14 protein-coding genes are annotated in these 13,875 nt (G+C 63.5%); 9 read left to right on the top strand and 5 right to left on the bottom strand.

Going from position 1 to position 13,875, the window contains the following annotated elements; translation table 11 throughout:
• Nucleotides 1-96 precede the first annotated feature (96 nt).
• Together OKA04_RS07065 and OKA04_RS07060 are read left to right on the top strand one after the other, a co-directional pair.
• Entirely contained in the window at nucleotides 97-723 is a 627-nt protein-coding gene (locus tag OKA04_RS07065) for a hypothetical protein (protein WP_264500444.1), read from the top strand.
• Between the two features lie 9 nt (nucleotides 724-732).
• Nucleotides 733-1,290, top strand: a complete 558-nt coding sequence (locus OKA04_RS07060) for an SET domain-containing protein (protein ID WP_264500443.1) — start codon at nucleotides 733-735, stop codon at nucleotides 1,288-1,290.
• A gap of 124 nt (nucleotides 1,291-1,414) precedes the next feature.
• Here the strand turns inward: OKA04_RS07060 and OKA04_RS07055 are convergent, their stop codons facing one another.
• From OKA04_RS07055 to OKA04_RS07040, 4 genes are all read right to left on the bottom strand, one after another.
• A complete protein-coding gene (locus OKA04_RS07055) occupies nucleotides 1,415-2,359 on the bottom strand; it encodes a DUF6268 family outer membrane beta-barrel protein (RefSeq protein ID WP_264500442.1) in 945 nt (314 codons plus the stop codon).
• Between the two features lie 94 nt (nucleotides 2,360-2,453).
• Entirely contained in the window at nucleotides 2,454-2,768 is a 315-nt protein-coding gene (locus OKA04_RS07050) for a DUF3379 domain-containing protein (RefSeq protein ID WP_264500441.1), read from the bottom strand.
• A gap of 8 nt (nucleotides 2,769-2,776) precedes the next feature.
• On the bottom strand, nucleotides 2,777-3,403 hold the full coding sequence (locus OKA04_RS07045; RefSeq protein ID WP_264500440.1) for an ELKS/Rab6-interacting/CAST family protein: 627 nt from the start codon (nucleotides 3,401-3,403) through the stop codon (nucleotides 2,777-2,779).
• A 70-nt stretch (nucleotides 3,404-3,473) separates the two neighbouring features.
• Nucleotides 3,474-6,668: an efflux RND transporter permease subunit gene (locus tag OKA04_RS07040; protein WP_264500439.1), complete on the bottom strand. Its 3,195-nt coding sequence runs from the start codon at nucleotides 6,666-6,668 to the stop codon at nucleotides 3,474-3,476.
• Nucleotides 6,669-6,841: 173 nt separating this feature from the next.
• On the opposite strand from OKA04_RS07040, the gene OKA04_RS07035 reads away from it, so the two are divergent.
• From OKA04_RS07035 to OKA04_RS07020, 4 genes are all read left to right on the top strand, one after another.
• Nucleotides 6,842-7,432 (top strand): sigma-70 family RNA polymerase sigma factor, encoded by a 591-nt coding sequence (locus OKA04_RS07035; RefSeq protein WP_264500438.1) that lies wholly within the window; start codon nucleotides 6,842-6,844, stop codon nucleotides 7,430-7,432.
• A gap of 64 nt (nucleotides 7,433-7,496) precedes the next feature.
• A complete protein-coding gene (locus OKA04_RS07030) occupies nucleotides 7,497-7,892 on the top strand; it encodes a hypothetical protein (protein ID WP_264500437.1) in 396 nt (131 codons plus the stop codon).
• A 93-nt stretch (nucleotides 7,893-7,985) separates the two neighbouring features.
• Nucleotides 7,986-8,765: a S1C family serine protease gene (locus tag OKA04_RS07025; RefSeq protein WP_264500436.1), complete on the top strand. Its 780-nt coding sequence runs from the start codon at nucleotides 7,986-7,988 to the stop codon at nucleotides 8,763-8,765.
• A 38-nt stretch (nucleotides 8,766-8,803) separates the two neighbouring features.
• Nucleotides 8,804-9,409 carry a GNAT family N-acetyltransferase gene (locus tag OKA04_RS07020; RefSeq protein ID WP_264500435.1) on the top strand — a complete coding sequence of 202 codons (606 nt, stop codon included), beginning with the start codon at nucleotides 8,804-8,806 and terminating at the stop codon, nucleotides 9,407-9,409.
• Here OKA04_RS07020 and OKA04_RS07015 read toward each other — a convergent pair.
• Nucleotides 9,400-9,813: an RrF2 family transcriptional regulator gene (locus tag OKA04_RS07015; protein ID WP_264500434.1), complete on the bottom strand. Its 414-nt coding sequence runs from the start codon at nucleotides 9,811-9,813 to the stop codon at nucleotides 9,400-9,402. The two genes, OKA04_RS07020 and OKA04_RS07015, sit on opposite strands and share 10 nt — an antisense overlap.
• 70 nt (nucleotides 9,814-9,883) lie before the next feature.
• Here OKA04_RS07015 and cysE point away from each other — a divergent pair, with 70 nt between their 5' ends.
• From cysE to OKA04_RS07000, 3 genes are all read left to right on the top strand, one after another.
• On the top strand, nucleotides 9,884-10,672 hold the full coding sequence (gene cysE / locus OKA04_RS07010; protein WP_264500433.1) for a serine O-acetyltransferase: 789 nt from the start codon (nucleotides 9,884-9,886) through the stop codon (nucleotides 10,670-10,672).
• 60 nt (nucleotides 10,673-10,732) lie between these two features.
• Nucleotides 10,733-11,752 carry a hypothetical protein gene (locus OKA04_RS07005; RefSeq protein ID WP_264500432.1) on the top strand — a complete coding sequence of 340 codons (1,020 nt, stop codon included), beginning with the start codon at nucleotides 10,733-10,735 and terminating at the stop codon, nucleotides 11,750-11,752.
• Between the two features lie 427 nt (nucleotides 11,753-12,179).
• Entirely contained in the window at nucleotides 12,180-13,868 is a 1,689-nt protein-coding gene (locus OKA04_RS07000) for a DUF4407 domain-containing protein (RefSeq protein WP_264500431.1), read from the top strand.
• Nucleotides 13,869-13,875: the final 7 nt, after the last annotated feature.

Genomic DNA, 13,875 nt, shown 5'->3' with positions numbered 1-13,875 from the left:
GGGCCGAAGGTTTTTAAAATTCCGCGAAAAACCAACGGCGGGCGGGATTCTGGCGCGCTTGACGCCGGAAGAATGGCGGGGCATCCATGCGTCGCGATGCGTTTCCTTTTTCTCTCCGCCTTGCTGTGCCTGCTCCCCGTGACGCGTGGTCAGGCCCAGGCCGCTGCACCGGTCGAAGTGACGAATTCCGCCGTGGCGGCCGTGAAGGCGCTCGGCGAGCAAGTCGTGCTCGGCAAGCACGAGGTGGCCATCGACCGCATGTACCCGGAGTGGAAGGAGCGCGCCGCCAAGCGCGCCGGTGGCATGGAGAAGCTGCAGCAGCAGCTCGCCAAGATCCCGGCACAGATGGCGCAGCAGGGCGTCCAGTTGATCTCCTTCCAGCCGCAGGGAGTGCCGACCTCCTACGAGGTCCTGCCGGGCAAGGAAGTGGTCGAGGAGAATGGCAAGAAGGTCGAAAAGCTCATCCACAAGAAGTGGATCGTCCTCATTCCCACCGTCACCGAGTACCGCATCGCCCAGCCTGCCCAGAAAGGCGTGACGCCGAAGTTCGTGGTCATCCGCAGCACCGGCTTCCAGGTGGCCGTGTCGGACAAGGAGAAGAACGACTGGACGTTTATCGATGGCGTTGGCCTGACCGTTGCTGATCTCCAGCGACTCTTCATCACGCTGCCGCAGAACATGGAACTGCCGCCGATCGCGAGGAAGCAAGTCCAAGGGAAGTGAGGACCGCACATGGCCAAAAAACCGAAGAAGCTCCAGGAGGAAGCCGCCTTGTATAAAAAGCTCAAGGCTCTCTGGTCCCGCGGCCTGAGCGACCTCTGCGAGGTGCGAAACTCCGCCATCCACGGCCGCGGCGTCTACGCGACCCGCGCCATCCCCGCGGAAGAAAAGATCATCGAGTATGTCGGCGAGCTGATCGACAAGGAGGAGAGCGAGCGCCGCGCCTGGGCCCAGCACGCGAAGGCGCAGGCCACCGGCGATGCCGCCGTTTACATCTTCACGCTCACCGAGCGCTACGACATCGATGGCGACGTGCCTTGGAATACGGCACGCCTCATCAATCACTCCTGCGAGCCGAATTGCGAGGCGTGGATCGATGGCAAGCGCATCTTCATCCACGCCCTGCGCGACATCAAGGCGGGCGAGGAACTCACCTTTGACTACGCCTTCGATGTCTCCTGCTACGAGGATCATCCCTGCCTCTGCGGCCGGAAGGGCTGCGTCGGCTACATCGTCAGCCGGGAGCAGTGGCCGCAGTTGAAGGAGATCCTTGCTGCGAAGAAGAGCTGAGCCGCGAGACGCCCGGGTGAGCGCCTTCGCGGCGTGAGTGCTTCTGCTTGCCTGTGGCTGCCGCATCTTGCGGCAAGCCGGTGCAGGGGAGGCTTCCGGCAGGATGCCGGAGCCACTTTTCCGCTTACCAGCTCTTCAGGTCCAGGCCGACGAAGCCGTAGAGACCGCTTTCGAGGTCATCGAGCTGATTCTGGAAGACCTTCGAGCCATCGGTGGTGGTGACGTTGATTTCACCGCCGAAGGTCATGCCCGCGCCGTAGCTCAGCCACAGGTCGCCCGCGAGATTGTGCGAGCTGGTGACGCCGGCGCGGAAGTTCGTGTAGTCGATGTTCGCCGAGCCGAGGGCGGTGTCGATGTTCCAGATGCCGCCGTTCGGGCGGACCTCGACGCCCACGCGCCACTTCGGCGTGATGTCGTGGGTGGCGCGGAAATTCGGGCCGAAGAGCGAGACCATCGTCTGGTCATTCGGCTGCCATGCGAAGCCCGGGCCCGCGGCCCACGTGGTGTCGCCCGTGATATTGAGCGCCGCGGCACCGAGGCCGACCATCAGGCGGTCATTCAGCTTGTAGCCCACGCCACCTGCGGCATCGAGGAAGAAGTCATCCCCGCTGATGCCCTGGAAGTCGGTGGCGAGCGCCGGATTGATCCATGCGCCATAGACCCACGGCGAGGTGTCGTTGAGGCGGAGGAAGTAGAGCGACAGCTCGATCTCGTGCAGGTCCTCGTCTCCAAGGAGTAGGGAGGGGACCGGGCCCGTCGTGTTCATCAGCATCGCCTCGTAGGAGAACTGCGGGAGGAACTGCCAGTCGGAGCCGAGCTGGATCGGCTGCGAAAGGAAGGCCGAGGCTTGGAAGGCGTGGGTCTCCAGGTTGCCGACCGAGTTGTCGAAGTCCATGTCGAAGCTGCCGATGTATTTCACGTCGGCGGCATTGAAGAGCTTCGAGAGGTCGAAGCCGGTGCCGGTCGGAGCCGGTGGCGTGACGGCGAAGGACGATGCCGGATCACCGGCGAGAGCGGCGGCGGTCAAGAGGGGCAGGGCGGCAAGGCTACGTCGGAGGCGTTTGGACATTTCCCCCTCTAACCGATGTTCTGGAAATTTGCCAGAGACGAAAATCGGCAACTGACGCAGAAGTTCGCGAAGGCCGGAATGCGGCCGGAAAGTCTCAAGCCACGAACAATTTCACCACCCACGCCGCGAGGGCGGCGGTGGCACAGAGCAGCAGCAGCAGGAGCAGCAGGCTGCGGCCCTGGGTGCGGCGTTCGTTGCGGATCTGGCGGCGCGAGACCGTTTCCTCGAACATCCGCTGCCGGCGGCGATCGGCGAGATCGTCCGGCGGCGGGATGGTGGCTGCCTGTTCCTGAGCCTCGCGCAGGATCTTCTCCGGCTCCGCGCGGATGCTCTGGATCTGGGCCTCCAGGGCACGCTGCTGATCCTCCAGGGATTTGAGGTCAGGCAGGTCTTCGGAGGTCCGGGGCATGGCGAGGCTCATTTCACGAGATACACGATCAGGGCGATGCTGCCGAGGATGATCACGGGGAGGTTATACGCCAGACCGTTGCGGAACTGTCGGGCGAAGTCTCCGGAGACCATCCGGCGGGCTTTCGATCCATTGAAAAGATTGCTGCTGCGGGTGCGCGAGTAGTGCTCGGCGGCCTGCGCGAATTCATCGTCGGCATGGTCGGCGATAGCCATCGCGCGCTCCAGACCGGCGGCAAGGTGCTCGCGGCTCCAGCCATCGGGATTGATCTTTTCCAGCTTTGCGAGGTGTGCTGCGAAACATGCGCGGGCCTGGTCCAGGTCGGCGGTGTGTTCCTTCAGCTCGTAGATCTCGCGCTCGATGCGTTGCACGGTGGAGGCGAGGCGCTCGGTGAGTTCCGTCTGCGCGGAGATGAACTCGCGCTTGCGGGTATTCAGCGTCTCGACTTCGAGACGCTCGCGCTCGAGGCTCTCGCGCTGATGCTGGAGCTGCTCCAGTTGCACCTGTGCGGCGCGGAGCTTTCCTTCCACATCTTCCCCCTGCCGGGCTCCGGCCGCAGGGCCGGGGTTCATTTCAAGCTGGGTGCTGTGGTTGCGGATCTTGAGGTGGTGGGTGTGCTCGGTGGCGGGTGGCATTGCCTGAGGGCGGGATGCGGGACAGCGCGATTTTTTTACTATTAGAGGCCATTTCCGGCCAGAAAAATAATCAATATCTCTGAACAACCGCTTCCTCTTCAGCCTCCCGGCTTTCCCGCTTGAAGGGCCCGGCATACCAGATCCCGAAGGCCTTCGCCTTCCCGAGTATTTCCTCCATCACGAGGAAGGCGGATGGCACCAGGAAGAGGGTGATGGTCGCGGAGAAAAGCAGGCCGAAGCCGAGCGAGACCGCCATGGGCACCAGCATCTGCGACTGCTGGGAGGTGTCGAAGATCACCGGCAGCAGGCCTGCGAAGCTCGTCAGCGAGGTCAGCATGATCGCGCGGAAGCGCCGCGTGCCGGCATCGATCACCGCATTGAAAAGGTCACCGCCCTGCGCCCGGCGCTGGTTGATGAAATCCACCATCACGATCGAGTCATTGATGACCACGCCCGCCAGAGCGAGCATGCCGAAGATCGAGAGGAAGGACGGCGTGATGTCCCGGATCATGTGCCCGGCCAGCGCGCCGATGATGCCGAAGGGCACCGCGAGCATCACCAGGAAGGGCTGGCTGAGGGAGCGGAAGGGGACCGCGAGCAGCGCATAGATCGCGATGAAGAGGCCGATGCCCACTTCCCAGAGTCGCTTGTTCGTTTCCTCGTGCTCGGCCACGTAGCCGTCGTAGTTCCAGGAAAGCTCAGGGTGCTGCTTGATCAGCGCGTCGAGCCGCGGCCCGAGGTCGCGGGCGATGCCCACCACGTCCACGGTGTCGTCCACGGGCTTGGCATTGATGGAGACGACCTGCGCGCCATTGATGCGGCGGATGTCGGACCGGGCGGGGACGAAGCGCGCCTCGACCACGCTGTGGAAGGGGGCATTCCCGCCGTCGGGCGTGCGTAGCGTCATCTGCTCCAGAGTGTGGAGCGACTGGCGCTGGTCGAGCGGCAGGCGGACCATCACGCGCACGTCATCCCGCCCGCGCTGGATGCGCTGGGCCTGCTCGCCGTAGAAGGCGGAGCGCACCTGGCGGGCCACTTCCGCCTGGGTGAGGCCTAGTGCGATGCCCTCGGGGCGGATGGTCAGGTGCAGCTCATTCTGGCTGCGGCCTGCATCTGCCGCCGCGTCCTGGATGCCTGCGTAGGATTCCAGGATGGACTCGATCTCGTCCGAGATATTGTCGCGGAGCTCGGAGGCCGGGCCGCGCAGTTCCACCTCCAGCGACTCCAGGTCGTCGCCGCCGCCGCGGAAGCCATCGCCGCGGTCGCCCGCGATCCAGACGGACTGCGCGTCGGGGAATTCGCCCACAAGCTCCGTCCAGCGTTTCGCGATCTCGCTGTTCTTCGGACCCGGCTCGCTGCGCAGGCTGGGGTCCACCACGGCGAGGGTGACGAAGCCCTGCCGCGCATCGTAGCCCGGCCAACCGGCCCAGCCGCCGCTGGCGGTGAGCACGTCGGTGATGAGGGATTGGCCGGTGGCGGGATCGACGAATTCCTTTTTGAGCTGCTCCGCCTTCTCGGCCATGTAGAGCACGCGCTCGTCGGTGATGGCCAGCGGCGTGTCGCGCGGCATCGTCACCTGGCCGATGATGCGGTTCTTATCCAGCGCCGGCATGTTCTGGAAGCCGAGGCGTCCGCTGGAGATCACGCCGATGGAGCACAGCGCGATGGCGAAGAAGACCGCCATGGTCACGTAGCGGTGGCGGGTGACGTAGATCAGCGCCGGGCGGAAGTAGCGCTCGATCGCGACTTCCAGTCCATCCGCGATGCCCTTCTGCGCGCGGCTGAAGACATTGAACTTCGTGCGGCCGGTCTTGATGTTCTTCAGGTGGCTCGGCAGCACGATCTTGGACTCGATGAGGGAGAAGAGCAGCACCGAGGCGACGATGGGCGGGACCATCCGCGAGAAATTCCCGTAGAAGCCGTCGATGAACATCAGCGGCATGAAGGCCGCGATGGTGGTGAGCGCTCCGAAGGTGACGGGCAGGGCGATCTCCTGCGTGCCGGTCACGGTGGCCTCCAGCGGATCCATGCCCTCCTTCAGCTTTGAATAGACGTTTTCCGACGTGATGATGGCGTCGTCCACATTGATGCCCATCGCGATGATGAAGCCGAAGAGCGTCATCGTGTTCAGGCTCAGGCCAAGCCACGGCATCAGGATGAGTCCGCCGGCGAAGGAGATGGGAATGCCGGCCGCCACCCAGAAGGCGATCGAGGGCCGGAGGAACATCCCCAGCACAAGGATGACGAGGAAGCCGCCCTGAATGAGGTTGTTCGTGAGATTTCCGAGGCTGCCCTCCAGCTCCACGGAGCTGTCGTCCCAGACGAAGAGCTCGATGCCTTCGGGGAAGCGCTGGCGCTGGTTAGCCACGTAGTCTTTCACCTTTGTGGCGATATCGAGGGCGTTTTCCTGGTTCAGCCGCAGCGCTTCCACCAGCAGGGCAGGGCGGCCGTTGAAGCGGAGCAGCTTGCGGTTCTCCTCGAAGCCGTCGCTGACCCGGGCGACGTCACGCAGGCGGACCTCGGCTCCCGATGAATTCCGCAGGACGATGCTCTCGAACTGTTCCTTTTCGAATGCCTGGCCCTTCGAACGGATGGTCAGGTTCCCTTCGTCGGTCTGGATCTGGCCGGCGGGCAGGTCCACCGAGGAGCGCTGCACCGCCTCGGTGACGTCGGAGAAGCTGAGGCCGAAGTCGCGCAGGCGGCCAAGGTCCGCCTCGATCGAGATTTCCGGGCGGGTCTCGCCGAGGGTGGCGACCTGGGAAATGCCGGGCAGCTCCACGAGGTCGTCCCGCACGCGGCGGGTGGCGCGGACGAGGTCCTCCTGGTCCATGTCGCCGGTGATGGCCACCTTGATGACGTCGAACCACTTGCCGGTGTCCGGGATCTGGATGCGTGGCGGCTCGATTTCCTGCGGGAAGCTGCTGATGGCGGCGACGCGGGTCTCCACCTCGTCGCGCATCTTGTCGGTGTCGGTGCCCTTTTCGAGGCGCAGGCGCACTTCGCCGCTGCCGGAGGAAGCGCGCGACTGGAGCTCGTCGATGCCGGAGAGGCCTTCCAGCGCGCGCTCGATGGGGATGATCACGTTCCGCTCGACGTCGTCCGGGCTGCCGCCGCGATATTCCACGTTCACGCGTACCTCGTCGAAGCGCAGGGTGGGCTGCACCTCCAGCGGCACCTTTTTGAAGCCGACCCAGGTGCCGATCACGAGAATCGCGATCATCACCAGATTGGCGGCGAGGTCGTTTCGGGCGAACCAGCGGATCATGGGCCTGTCGATACGTGGCCGAGCCGCCCGCGTCTAGCCCCGGGGGCCGGGCAAGTTGCCCCGGCATGCCTCTGCGCCGTTGTCGCGATCCGCCGTGGTGCTTGCTTTACACGGTCCCGGCGAAGTGTAGGCTCCCGCCGCTCACCCCACTCTCCCCCCCCAGACACCCGAAGATGCCGGATGACTCCCTCCAGCCGGATCCGGACGTCGATCTCGTTGCGCGCGCCAGGAATGGCGACACGCGCGCGTTTGACGCCCTGATTCACAAGTATGGCGAAAAGCTGTACGGGCTTGTTTACAACATGACCTCTCACAAGGAGGACACCCACGACCTCCTTCAGGACATCTTCGCGAAGGCCTACCACTCGCTGCCCCGGTTCCGCGGCCAATCCAGCTTCTACACCTGGATCTATCAGATCGCGGTGAACATGACGCTGAACTTCCTCAAGAAGCGCAAGCGCCGCGGTGGCCTGAGCCTCAATGAACTCGACGCGTCCTTCCAGGACGACCCCGCGCTGGTCGATGCCAGCCACCTCGCGAACCCGGAGAAGCAGAGCAAGCTCCACGAGCTTCAAAAAAGATTGAACGAAGCGATGCTTAGCCTGTCAGAAGCGCATAGAACAGTGGTCACCATGTTCGACATCCAAGGCATACCGCATGCCGAGATCGCGCGCATCCTGAAGGTCTCCGAAGGAACGGTCCGGTCCCGGCTGCACTATGCTCATCTTCACTTGCAGTCGAAGCTGCAAGATTACTGGGAGTGAGGAATTTGCAAAAATTTCCTTGCGGGTGAGTTGGAAATTTTAGATACATTAACCATCAAACGCCGTGAAGCCGACAGTTGAAGAAATCGGAAACCTGCTTGCCCTCAAGCGCCATGAGCGCCCTGAGGATGGGTATTTCGACGGATTCGTGCGCGAGTTTCACCAGCGGCTGCGGGAGGAAGAAGCCCGCCAGCAAGGTTTGGCGGGTTGGTGGCGCAAGGCGTCCGCATGGTTCTCCGATCTCGGAGCTTCCAAGTGGGCTTACGGCGGTGGCTTGGCGTATGCGACTGTCGTCGCCGTCATGATGACTGCTCCTCGTGGTGCTGAGGAAGTCTCCTCGCCCGCGCCGACTCCGGTCAGCCACGAGATGAAGTCCGTTCCACCGGCCGCTTTCGAGCAATTGGACGCCTTGGACTTGCGTCCTTCGACGCAGGGCAGCACCGGTGAGCAGGAGTTCTGACGGCCATCTTTCCGGATGCCTCTTTTCTCTTCTCGGTGCCTTCCGGCACTCGGCGTCGCTTGGTGTTTCGGCGTTTCACCTGCTTCGGCCGAGGTGGCATGGTCTGCCGTCTTCCCCTCGGGTGATGGCGATTCGAAATCGTCGGCCTTTGTCGTGGGCGATGGGCGCCATGTGATCACGGTGGCGCTTTCCGGCGCGAAGACGGAAGCGGGGAAGTTGATTTCCGACGAGCGTCTCTTGCCCGCGGAGGTAATCCTCGATCCGGTATCCCGTCTGGTCGTTTTCCGTTTGAGCGGGCCACCCGGTCGCGCCATCCCGATGATGTCGGAGAGCATTCTTCCTCCCGGCTCGCCGGTGAAGTCGGCGGACGGTATCGAGGGAAAGAGCTCCGGCTGGGTGAAGCAGGTGGAGGGGAAGATCCTCCCGCTTTCGCTCCTGAAGATCGACTATCCCGCCAAGGTTCCGCTGCCCGGCACGCCGCTGATGAATGCCGCGGGGAATGTGGTCGCGGTGGCTCACCAGCCGATCGGGGCCAAGAGTGGCTACGCCATCCCGGTCGAAGTGGTGAGGCGCGTGCTGGAAGACGTGCAGCGCGGCGGACATGTCAGCCGTGGCTGGATCGGGCTCTACCTGCGCCCGGATGCAAAGTCGCCGCAGGTGACCCGCGTGCAGGAAGGATCTCCCTCCGCACTCGCCGGGGTGAAGACCGGCGACGTCCTGCTCCAGGTGGGCCCACGCTCCCTGACCGAGTATGCCGATGCGGTGAATGCCTTCTTTTTCCTGCGCCCGGGCGTTGCCACGCCGGTGAGGCTGAAGCGCGGGAACGAGGAGCTGACGCTCTCGCTCACTCCGGTCGAGCGCCGCGTGGATTGAGGCTTGGCCGCCGCGCTGGCTTTTGCCAGATCCGGCGCATGGAATTCGTGGTTCGCCGACTCGCCGGTGCCGAGGTGCTGCCCTACCTGGCGGATGCCGCTCGACTGCGCATCTCCGTCTTCCGCGAGTTCCCCTACCTCTACGATGGGGACGAGGAAAGCGAGCGGGGCTATCTCCGCAGTTACGCGGAGTGCCCGCAGAGTGTCTTCGTGCTGGCGGAGGCCGGCGGCCAGATAGTCGGGGTGTCCACGGGGCTTCCGATGTCGGACGCGGATGCCTCTTTCCGTGAACCTTTTGAAAAGGCGGGCATCGATCCGTCAGGCTGGTTCTACTTCGGCGAGTCGGTGCTCGATCCGGCATGGCGGGGGAAGGGGATCGGCCATGCCTTCTTCGATCACCGCGAGCAACACGCCATCGGGCTGGGCTTCTCGAAATTCTGCTTCTGCGCGGTCGTCCGGCCGGAGGATCATCCGCTGAAGCCGGATGGCTACCGGTCGAACGACGCCTTCTGGGCAAAGCGCGGCTACGTCATTCGGCCCGGCTTGAGCTGCAGCTTCGCTTGGCATCAGGTCGACTCGGCAGGGGAGGACGTGGAAAACGAGCTGATCTTCCGCACCCGGGAACTGCCGGCGGCTCAGATGTAGAACATCGGCGCTTCGGAGCGGTCCGCCAGTTGGACCAGAGTGATCCGCTCGAGGTGATCCTTCAGTTCCTTGGCGACCCTTTCCCAAGCGTTTCGCACCGCCACACCGCTTTCACCCTCGGTGTGGGTGGAGAAGGAGAGCAGCGAAGGCTCCACCGCTTCGACGATTTCGCGGAGGTTGATCGTGTCCGGCTTGCGCGCGAGCAGGTAGCCGCCGCTCTTTCCGCGTCGGCTTTCTACGAGTCCCGCACGACGCAAGTCATTGAGGATCTGCACGAGGAAATTGGCGGACACGGCTTCGCGTTGCGCCAGCTCGTCGAGGCGTGTAATCGTTCGCCCGTCGTGACGCTTGGCCAGTTGGGCCATCGCGCGGCACGCGTAGTCGAGCTTTTGGGAAATGCGCATGGAGGCAAAGCAGCACAGGCAGGATGAGGGCGGAAGCGCTAAGGCTGTTCGACTCTGTCAGTCGGAGCAGGTGGATTCCACCGGAATCTGGAATTGGATCCGAGAAGAGGCCGCCCGGGTGGCCGTGGACGAGCCGCATTTGCGGTCGCTGCTGGAGGATGTGGTCCTCCGCCAGCCCTGTCTGGGAGCCTCGCTGGGCGTCCGCTTGGCGCGGAAACTTGCCCGTGAGGACATGACGCGCGAGGAGCTCGGGCCATTGCTCGCGGGGATCCTGCGCGGTGAGGACCAGCTCGTGGAAAGCGTGGCGCATGACCTGCGCGCAATCGTCGAGCGCGATCCCGCCTGCCGCTCGCCGCTGGAGCCGCTGCTTTTCTTCAAGGGCTTCATGGCCATCTCCACCTACCGCATCTCCCACTTCCTGTGGCAGCGCGGGCGGCGCGAGCTAGCACTCTATTTCCAGAGTCTCGCCAGCGAGGTCTTCGGCGTGGACATCCATCCGGCGGCCCGCATCGGCTGCGGCATCCTGCTCGACCATGCGACGAGCTTCGTGGTGGGGGAGACGGCGATCATTGAGGACAATGTCTCCATTCTCCACGAGGTGACGCTGGGTGGCACGGGCAAGGACTCAGGTGACCGCCATCCCATCGTGCGCTCCGGCGTGCTGCTGGGTGCCGGGGCGAAAATCCTGGGCCGTGTCGAGATCGGCGAGGGCGCGAAGGTCGGTGCAGGCAGCGTCGTGCTGAATGATGTCTCGCCGCACTCCACCGTGGCCGGCGTGCCTGCCGTGGTGGTGGGAGTCAGCCGTGAGGATGCGCCTGCCTTGGAAATGGACCAGCGCCTCGGCTGCCGGGGACGATAAGCTCCTGCCTCACCGAAGGTAGCAGTGGTCACGGGTCTCGATCCGTGATACCTGACATTCATGAAATCCTTAGCTTTTGTCCTGCCTCTTCTCATTCTGGGGATGGCGTCATGTGACAAGGCCAAGCGGGCCGTCCATGCGGCGCGGGAAAAGATCGAGGGCTCGAAAGATCCCGAGCTGCCCTCTCAACCGGGCGGGGAGGTCGGGTCGGAGTTCGCAGGTCAGGTGGACTCCGGTGCGGAGGGCGTGCGCTTCCGTCGTGATCTGGCCTTTCCGACCAGCGTGGAGGCCCGCGTGACGGATCGGGCGACATTTCACCGCACACGCAAGATCTCGAACTCTGCCCTGGGGACGGAGACGCTGGTGCTGGAGGGTACGTTCGAGATCGTCGGTATGTTCCGCCGGGAGGGCTCCCGGCTCACGCTCGCGATCGAAAAGGCGGGCAAGGTGGTCGATCCCAAGGAGGCGATGGAGAAGGCAAAGGCGAAGGCCACGACTGGACCACCGCCGCCTCCGGGGCCGGTCAGCCTCGCCGGGGCGAAGGTGGAGTTCCAGCAGACCCGGCAGGGCTGGCAGCTCGCGCCTCGCAAGGGGCCGATGGATTTCAATCTGAAGGTGCTGGAGCAAAACCTCCTGCCAAATCTGCCGGGCATCCTGGTGCAGCACGGGCTGATGCCGCGGCGCCAGTGGTTTTCCTCGTCGCGTCGCTGGTCGGCCGGGGACACGCTGGTGCTGGAGGGGGACTCGCTGGCGCTGCTTTTCGATAGCGGGGCGAGTGGCAGGATCACGCTGACCTTTGAGGCGACGGAGGCAATGGAGGGGCATCCGTGCGGGCGCTTCGCCGTGGAAGGCGACGTCTCGATCAAGAACGACACCACCCTCGATGGGAATGCCTCGAGCGGCGAACTGACCATCCAGTCCGGGAAGGTTTGGTGCTCGCTCGTCCATCCGCTGGTCCTGCGGGAGGAATACAAGACCGTGAGGACGGTCACCCAAGGCCAAGGAAGCGGTCCCAAGCAGAAGCTGCAGGGGGAAATCGACGAGATGAAATCCCGCCAGTGGAAGAGCCTGAGCGAGTGACGAAGATTGCGGAAAAAAATCAGAGAAAACTGAAACAAAAATCCGGCTCACGACGTTATATTACATGTGAGGCAGCTGCGAGAGCATGACTCCTCCGAAATAAAAGGTCTTGTCAGGGAGGAGACTCCCGGCAGGTGGCCCGACCGCTTGAGCCTTAGGTTTTTGGGTTTTTCCTGAGGCACAGCGGTCGGGCTTCTTTTTGTACATTTGCGAAGACCTTTTGATGGCTTTTTCGTCATCTGATACTGTGTGAATTCATAGGAATCAGTTATCGATTGTAGGTGAATTTCTGATGTTTCAATCGGGAGTCTCCCGAGTGCGAATCGGCATCCGTTTTTGAGAGATCGCTTGGGAATGAAGCGTTTTCGCCACAAGCCGGGAGCGCAGCCTCGCTTTCCGGGAATATTCCCGTTTTCATCCGTCTTTTATGAACCGGTCAAATCCCTTCAAGCGTCTGTTTTTCTGGTTGTCCGGTGCCGGCACCGAGACCCTCGAGCAGTGCCCGAATTGGGAGCAGCGGAAGTATGTCGCCTTCGGGGCCACCGTGCTGGTGCCCTGCGCCTTCGCCTTCATCGCCTGCGCCTACGCCCTGTCCACCCTGACGGACAATGCCAAGGTGATCTACCCGGTTGCCGCGGTGTGGGCCTTCATCATTCTCACCATCGACCGTGCGCTCCTCGCGGGCTACCGGCCCTTCCTCTCGTGGTGGCGGAAGCTCTCGCAGTTTTCCCTGCGCATGCTGGTGGCGGTCCTGATGGGGCTCACCATTGCGCACCCGCTGGTGCTGCTGCTTTTCCGCGACACTATCCAGACGGTGGTGGAGGAGGAGCGCTCCGTGGAAATGAGCCAGGAGCGCGCGAAATTCACCGTCGCGAAGGACAAGGTCCGCGAGACGATCAATGGAATCGAGCAAAGGATGGCCGCGCTCCAGCAGGAGCGGAAGGAGAGCTACAATGCCAAATTCATCATCCAGGACCGCGAGGATGCCACCGCGGCGATCCCCGGGCTGACCGCCGAGCAGCAGGCGGAATTGAAGGCCGCTACTGACGAGGCCACGAAGCCTTTCCGCGACCGTCTCGACACGGTCAACCAGCAGGCTGACGAACTGACGCCGCAGTATGCGAAGCTCCAGACCGAGCTCGGCTTCTGGCAGGCGGAATTCGAGCGGGAGCTGAATGGCCAGCGTTCCGGCATGCGTGGCGAGGGCCCGCGCGCCCGCTCGATCCGTGCCGATCAGCTTGAGCCTCGCCGCACCGAGACGCAGCGCATCGGGTCACTGCTGGAACACCTGTCCGCCGAGAAAGCCACGCTGCAGACGCAGGTGCGCGAGGCGGAGAAGGGTGCCATCGCCACTTTCGAAACACGGCTTGCCGAGATCGCCACGGCAAACAAGGCCGAGGCCGACCGCGTGGCCGCCCTCAAGCAGCGTGTGGAGGAAGACCAAGCCACCTCCTTCACCGAGCAGCAGAATGCCGTGCGCTCCGCCATCGACCAGCAGATCGAAACGCGGAACCTGGAGCAAAAAGCGGCGCAGGCCGAACTGGCCGCGATTGCCACCGAGGAACAGATCCGCATCAGCTCGATCCAGGCCGAGCCGCGAAAGGACATCCTGACCCAGACGCTGGCTCTCCACGGTCTTTTCAAGGCGGGCAGCGAGGGTGGCGAGTTCGCCTTCGGCACCTACATCGTGCTCACGCTGCTCTTCATGCTCGTGGATACGATCCCGCTGATCGTGAAGTTCTTCACGAAGCCCGGTCCCTACGATACGCTGCTGGATCGCGACGAGATCGCCTACGATTCCGAGCACCGCGCCTTCCGCCAGAGCCACGAGCGCTACATGGAGAAGCTCGCCACCGGCAACCTGATCGCCGTCACCCGGAACAAGCGCCTGGAAAACGCGCTCATCGATGGCGTGGAGCACAGCCGCGCCGCGCGCGAATTCCTCGATTCACTGATCGAGATGGAGAAGTCCTTCGCCGCGAAGATCCGCATGGAGCAGGAAGAAGCCTTCCACGCCGGGCCGGAAAAGATCGCGGCGCTCGAGGCGATCAAGAAGCGCTTCTACGAGGACATGCAGCACCGGATGGAAGTCTTCTTCGCCGGCCAGCGTGCTTGAACCTGAC

The sequence above is a fragment of the Luteolibacter flavescens genome, from assembly GCF_025950085.1.
GTDB classification, from domain to species: Bacteria; Verrucomicrobiota; Verrucomicrobiia; order Verrucomicrobiales; family Akkermansiaceae; genus Haloferula; species Haloferula flavescens.
The sequence above is the reverse complement of the archived record's forward strand: the minus strand, read 5'-3'. Positions and strand labels throughout refer to the sequence as shown.

Coding starts and splice junctions, on each gene's coding strand:
- OKA04_RS07065 (WP_264500444.1), top strand. CDS start 97: ATGCGTTTCCTTTTTCTCTCCGCCTTGCTGTGCCTGCTCCCCGTGACG.
- OKA04_RS07060 (WP_264500443.1), top strand. CDS start 733: ATGGCCAAAAAACCGAAGAAGCTCCAGGAGGAAGCCGCCTTGTATAAA.
- OKA04_RS07055 (WP_264500442.1), bottom strand. CDS start 2,359: ATGTCCAAACGCCTCCGACGTAGCCTTGCCGCCCTGCCCCTCTTGACC.
- OKA04_RS07050 (WP_264500441.1), bottom strand. CDS start 2,768: ATGCCCCGGACCTCCGAAGACCTGCCTGACCTCAAATCCCTGGAGGAT.
- OKA04_RS07045 (WP_264500440.1), bottom strand. CDS start 3,403: ATGCCACCCGCCACCGAGCACACCCACCACCTCAAGATCCGCAACCAC.
- OKA04_RS07040 (WP_264500439.1), bottom strand. CDS start 6,668: ATGATCCGCTGGTTCGCCCGAAACGACCTCGCCGCCAATCTGGTGATG.
- OKA04_RS07035 (WP_264500438.1), top strand. CDS start 6,842: ATGCCGGATGACTCCCTCCAGCCGGATCCGGACGTCGATCTCGTTGCG.
- OKA04_RS07020 (WP_264500435.1), top strand. CDS start 8,804: ATGGAATTCGTGGTTCGCCGACTCGCCGGTGCCGAGGTGCTGCCCTAC.
- OKA04_RS07015 (WP_264500434.1), bottom strand. CDS start 9,813: ATGCGCATTTCCCAAAAGCTCGACTACGCGTGCCGCGCGATGGCCCAA.
- OKA04_RS07005 (WP_264500432.1), top strand. CDS start 10,733: ATGAAATCCTTAGCTTTTGTCCTGCCTCTTCTCATTCTGGGGATGGCG.
- OKA04_RS07000 (WP_264500431.1), top strand. CDS start 12,180: ATGAACCGGTCAAATCCCTTCAAGCGTCTGTTTTTCTGGTTGTCCGGT.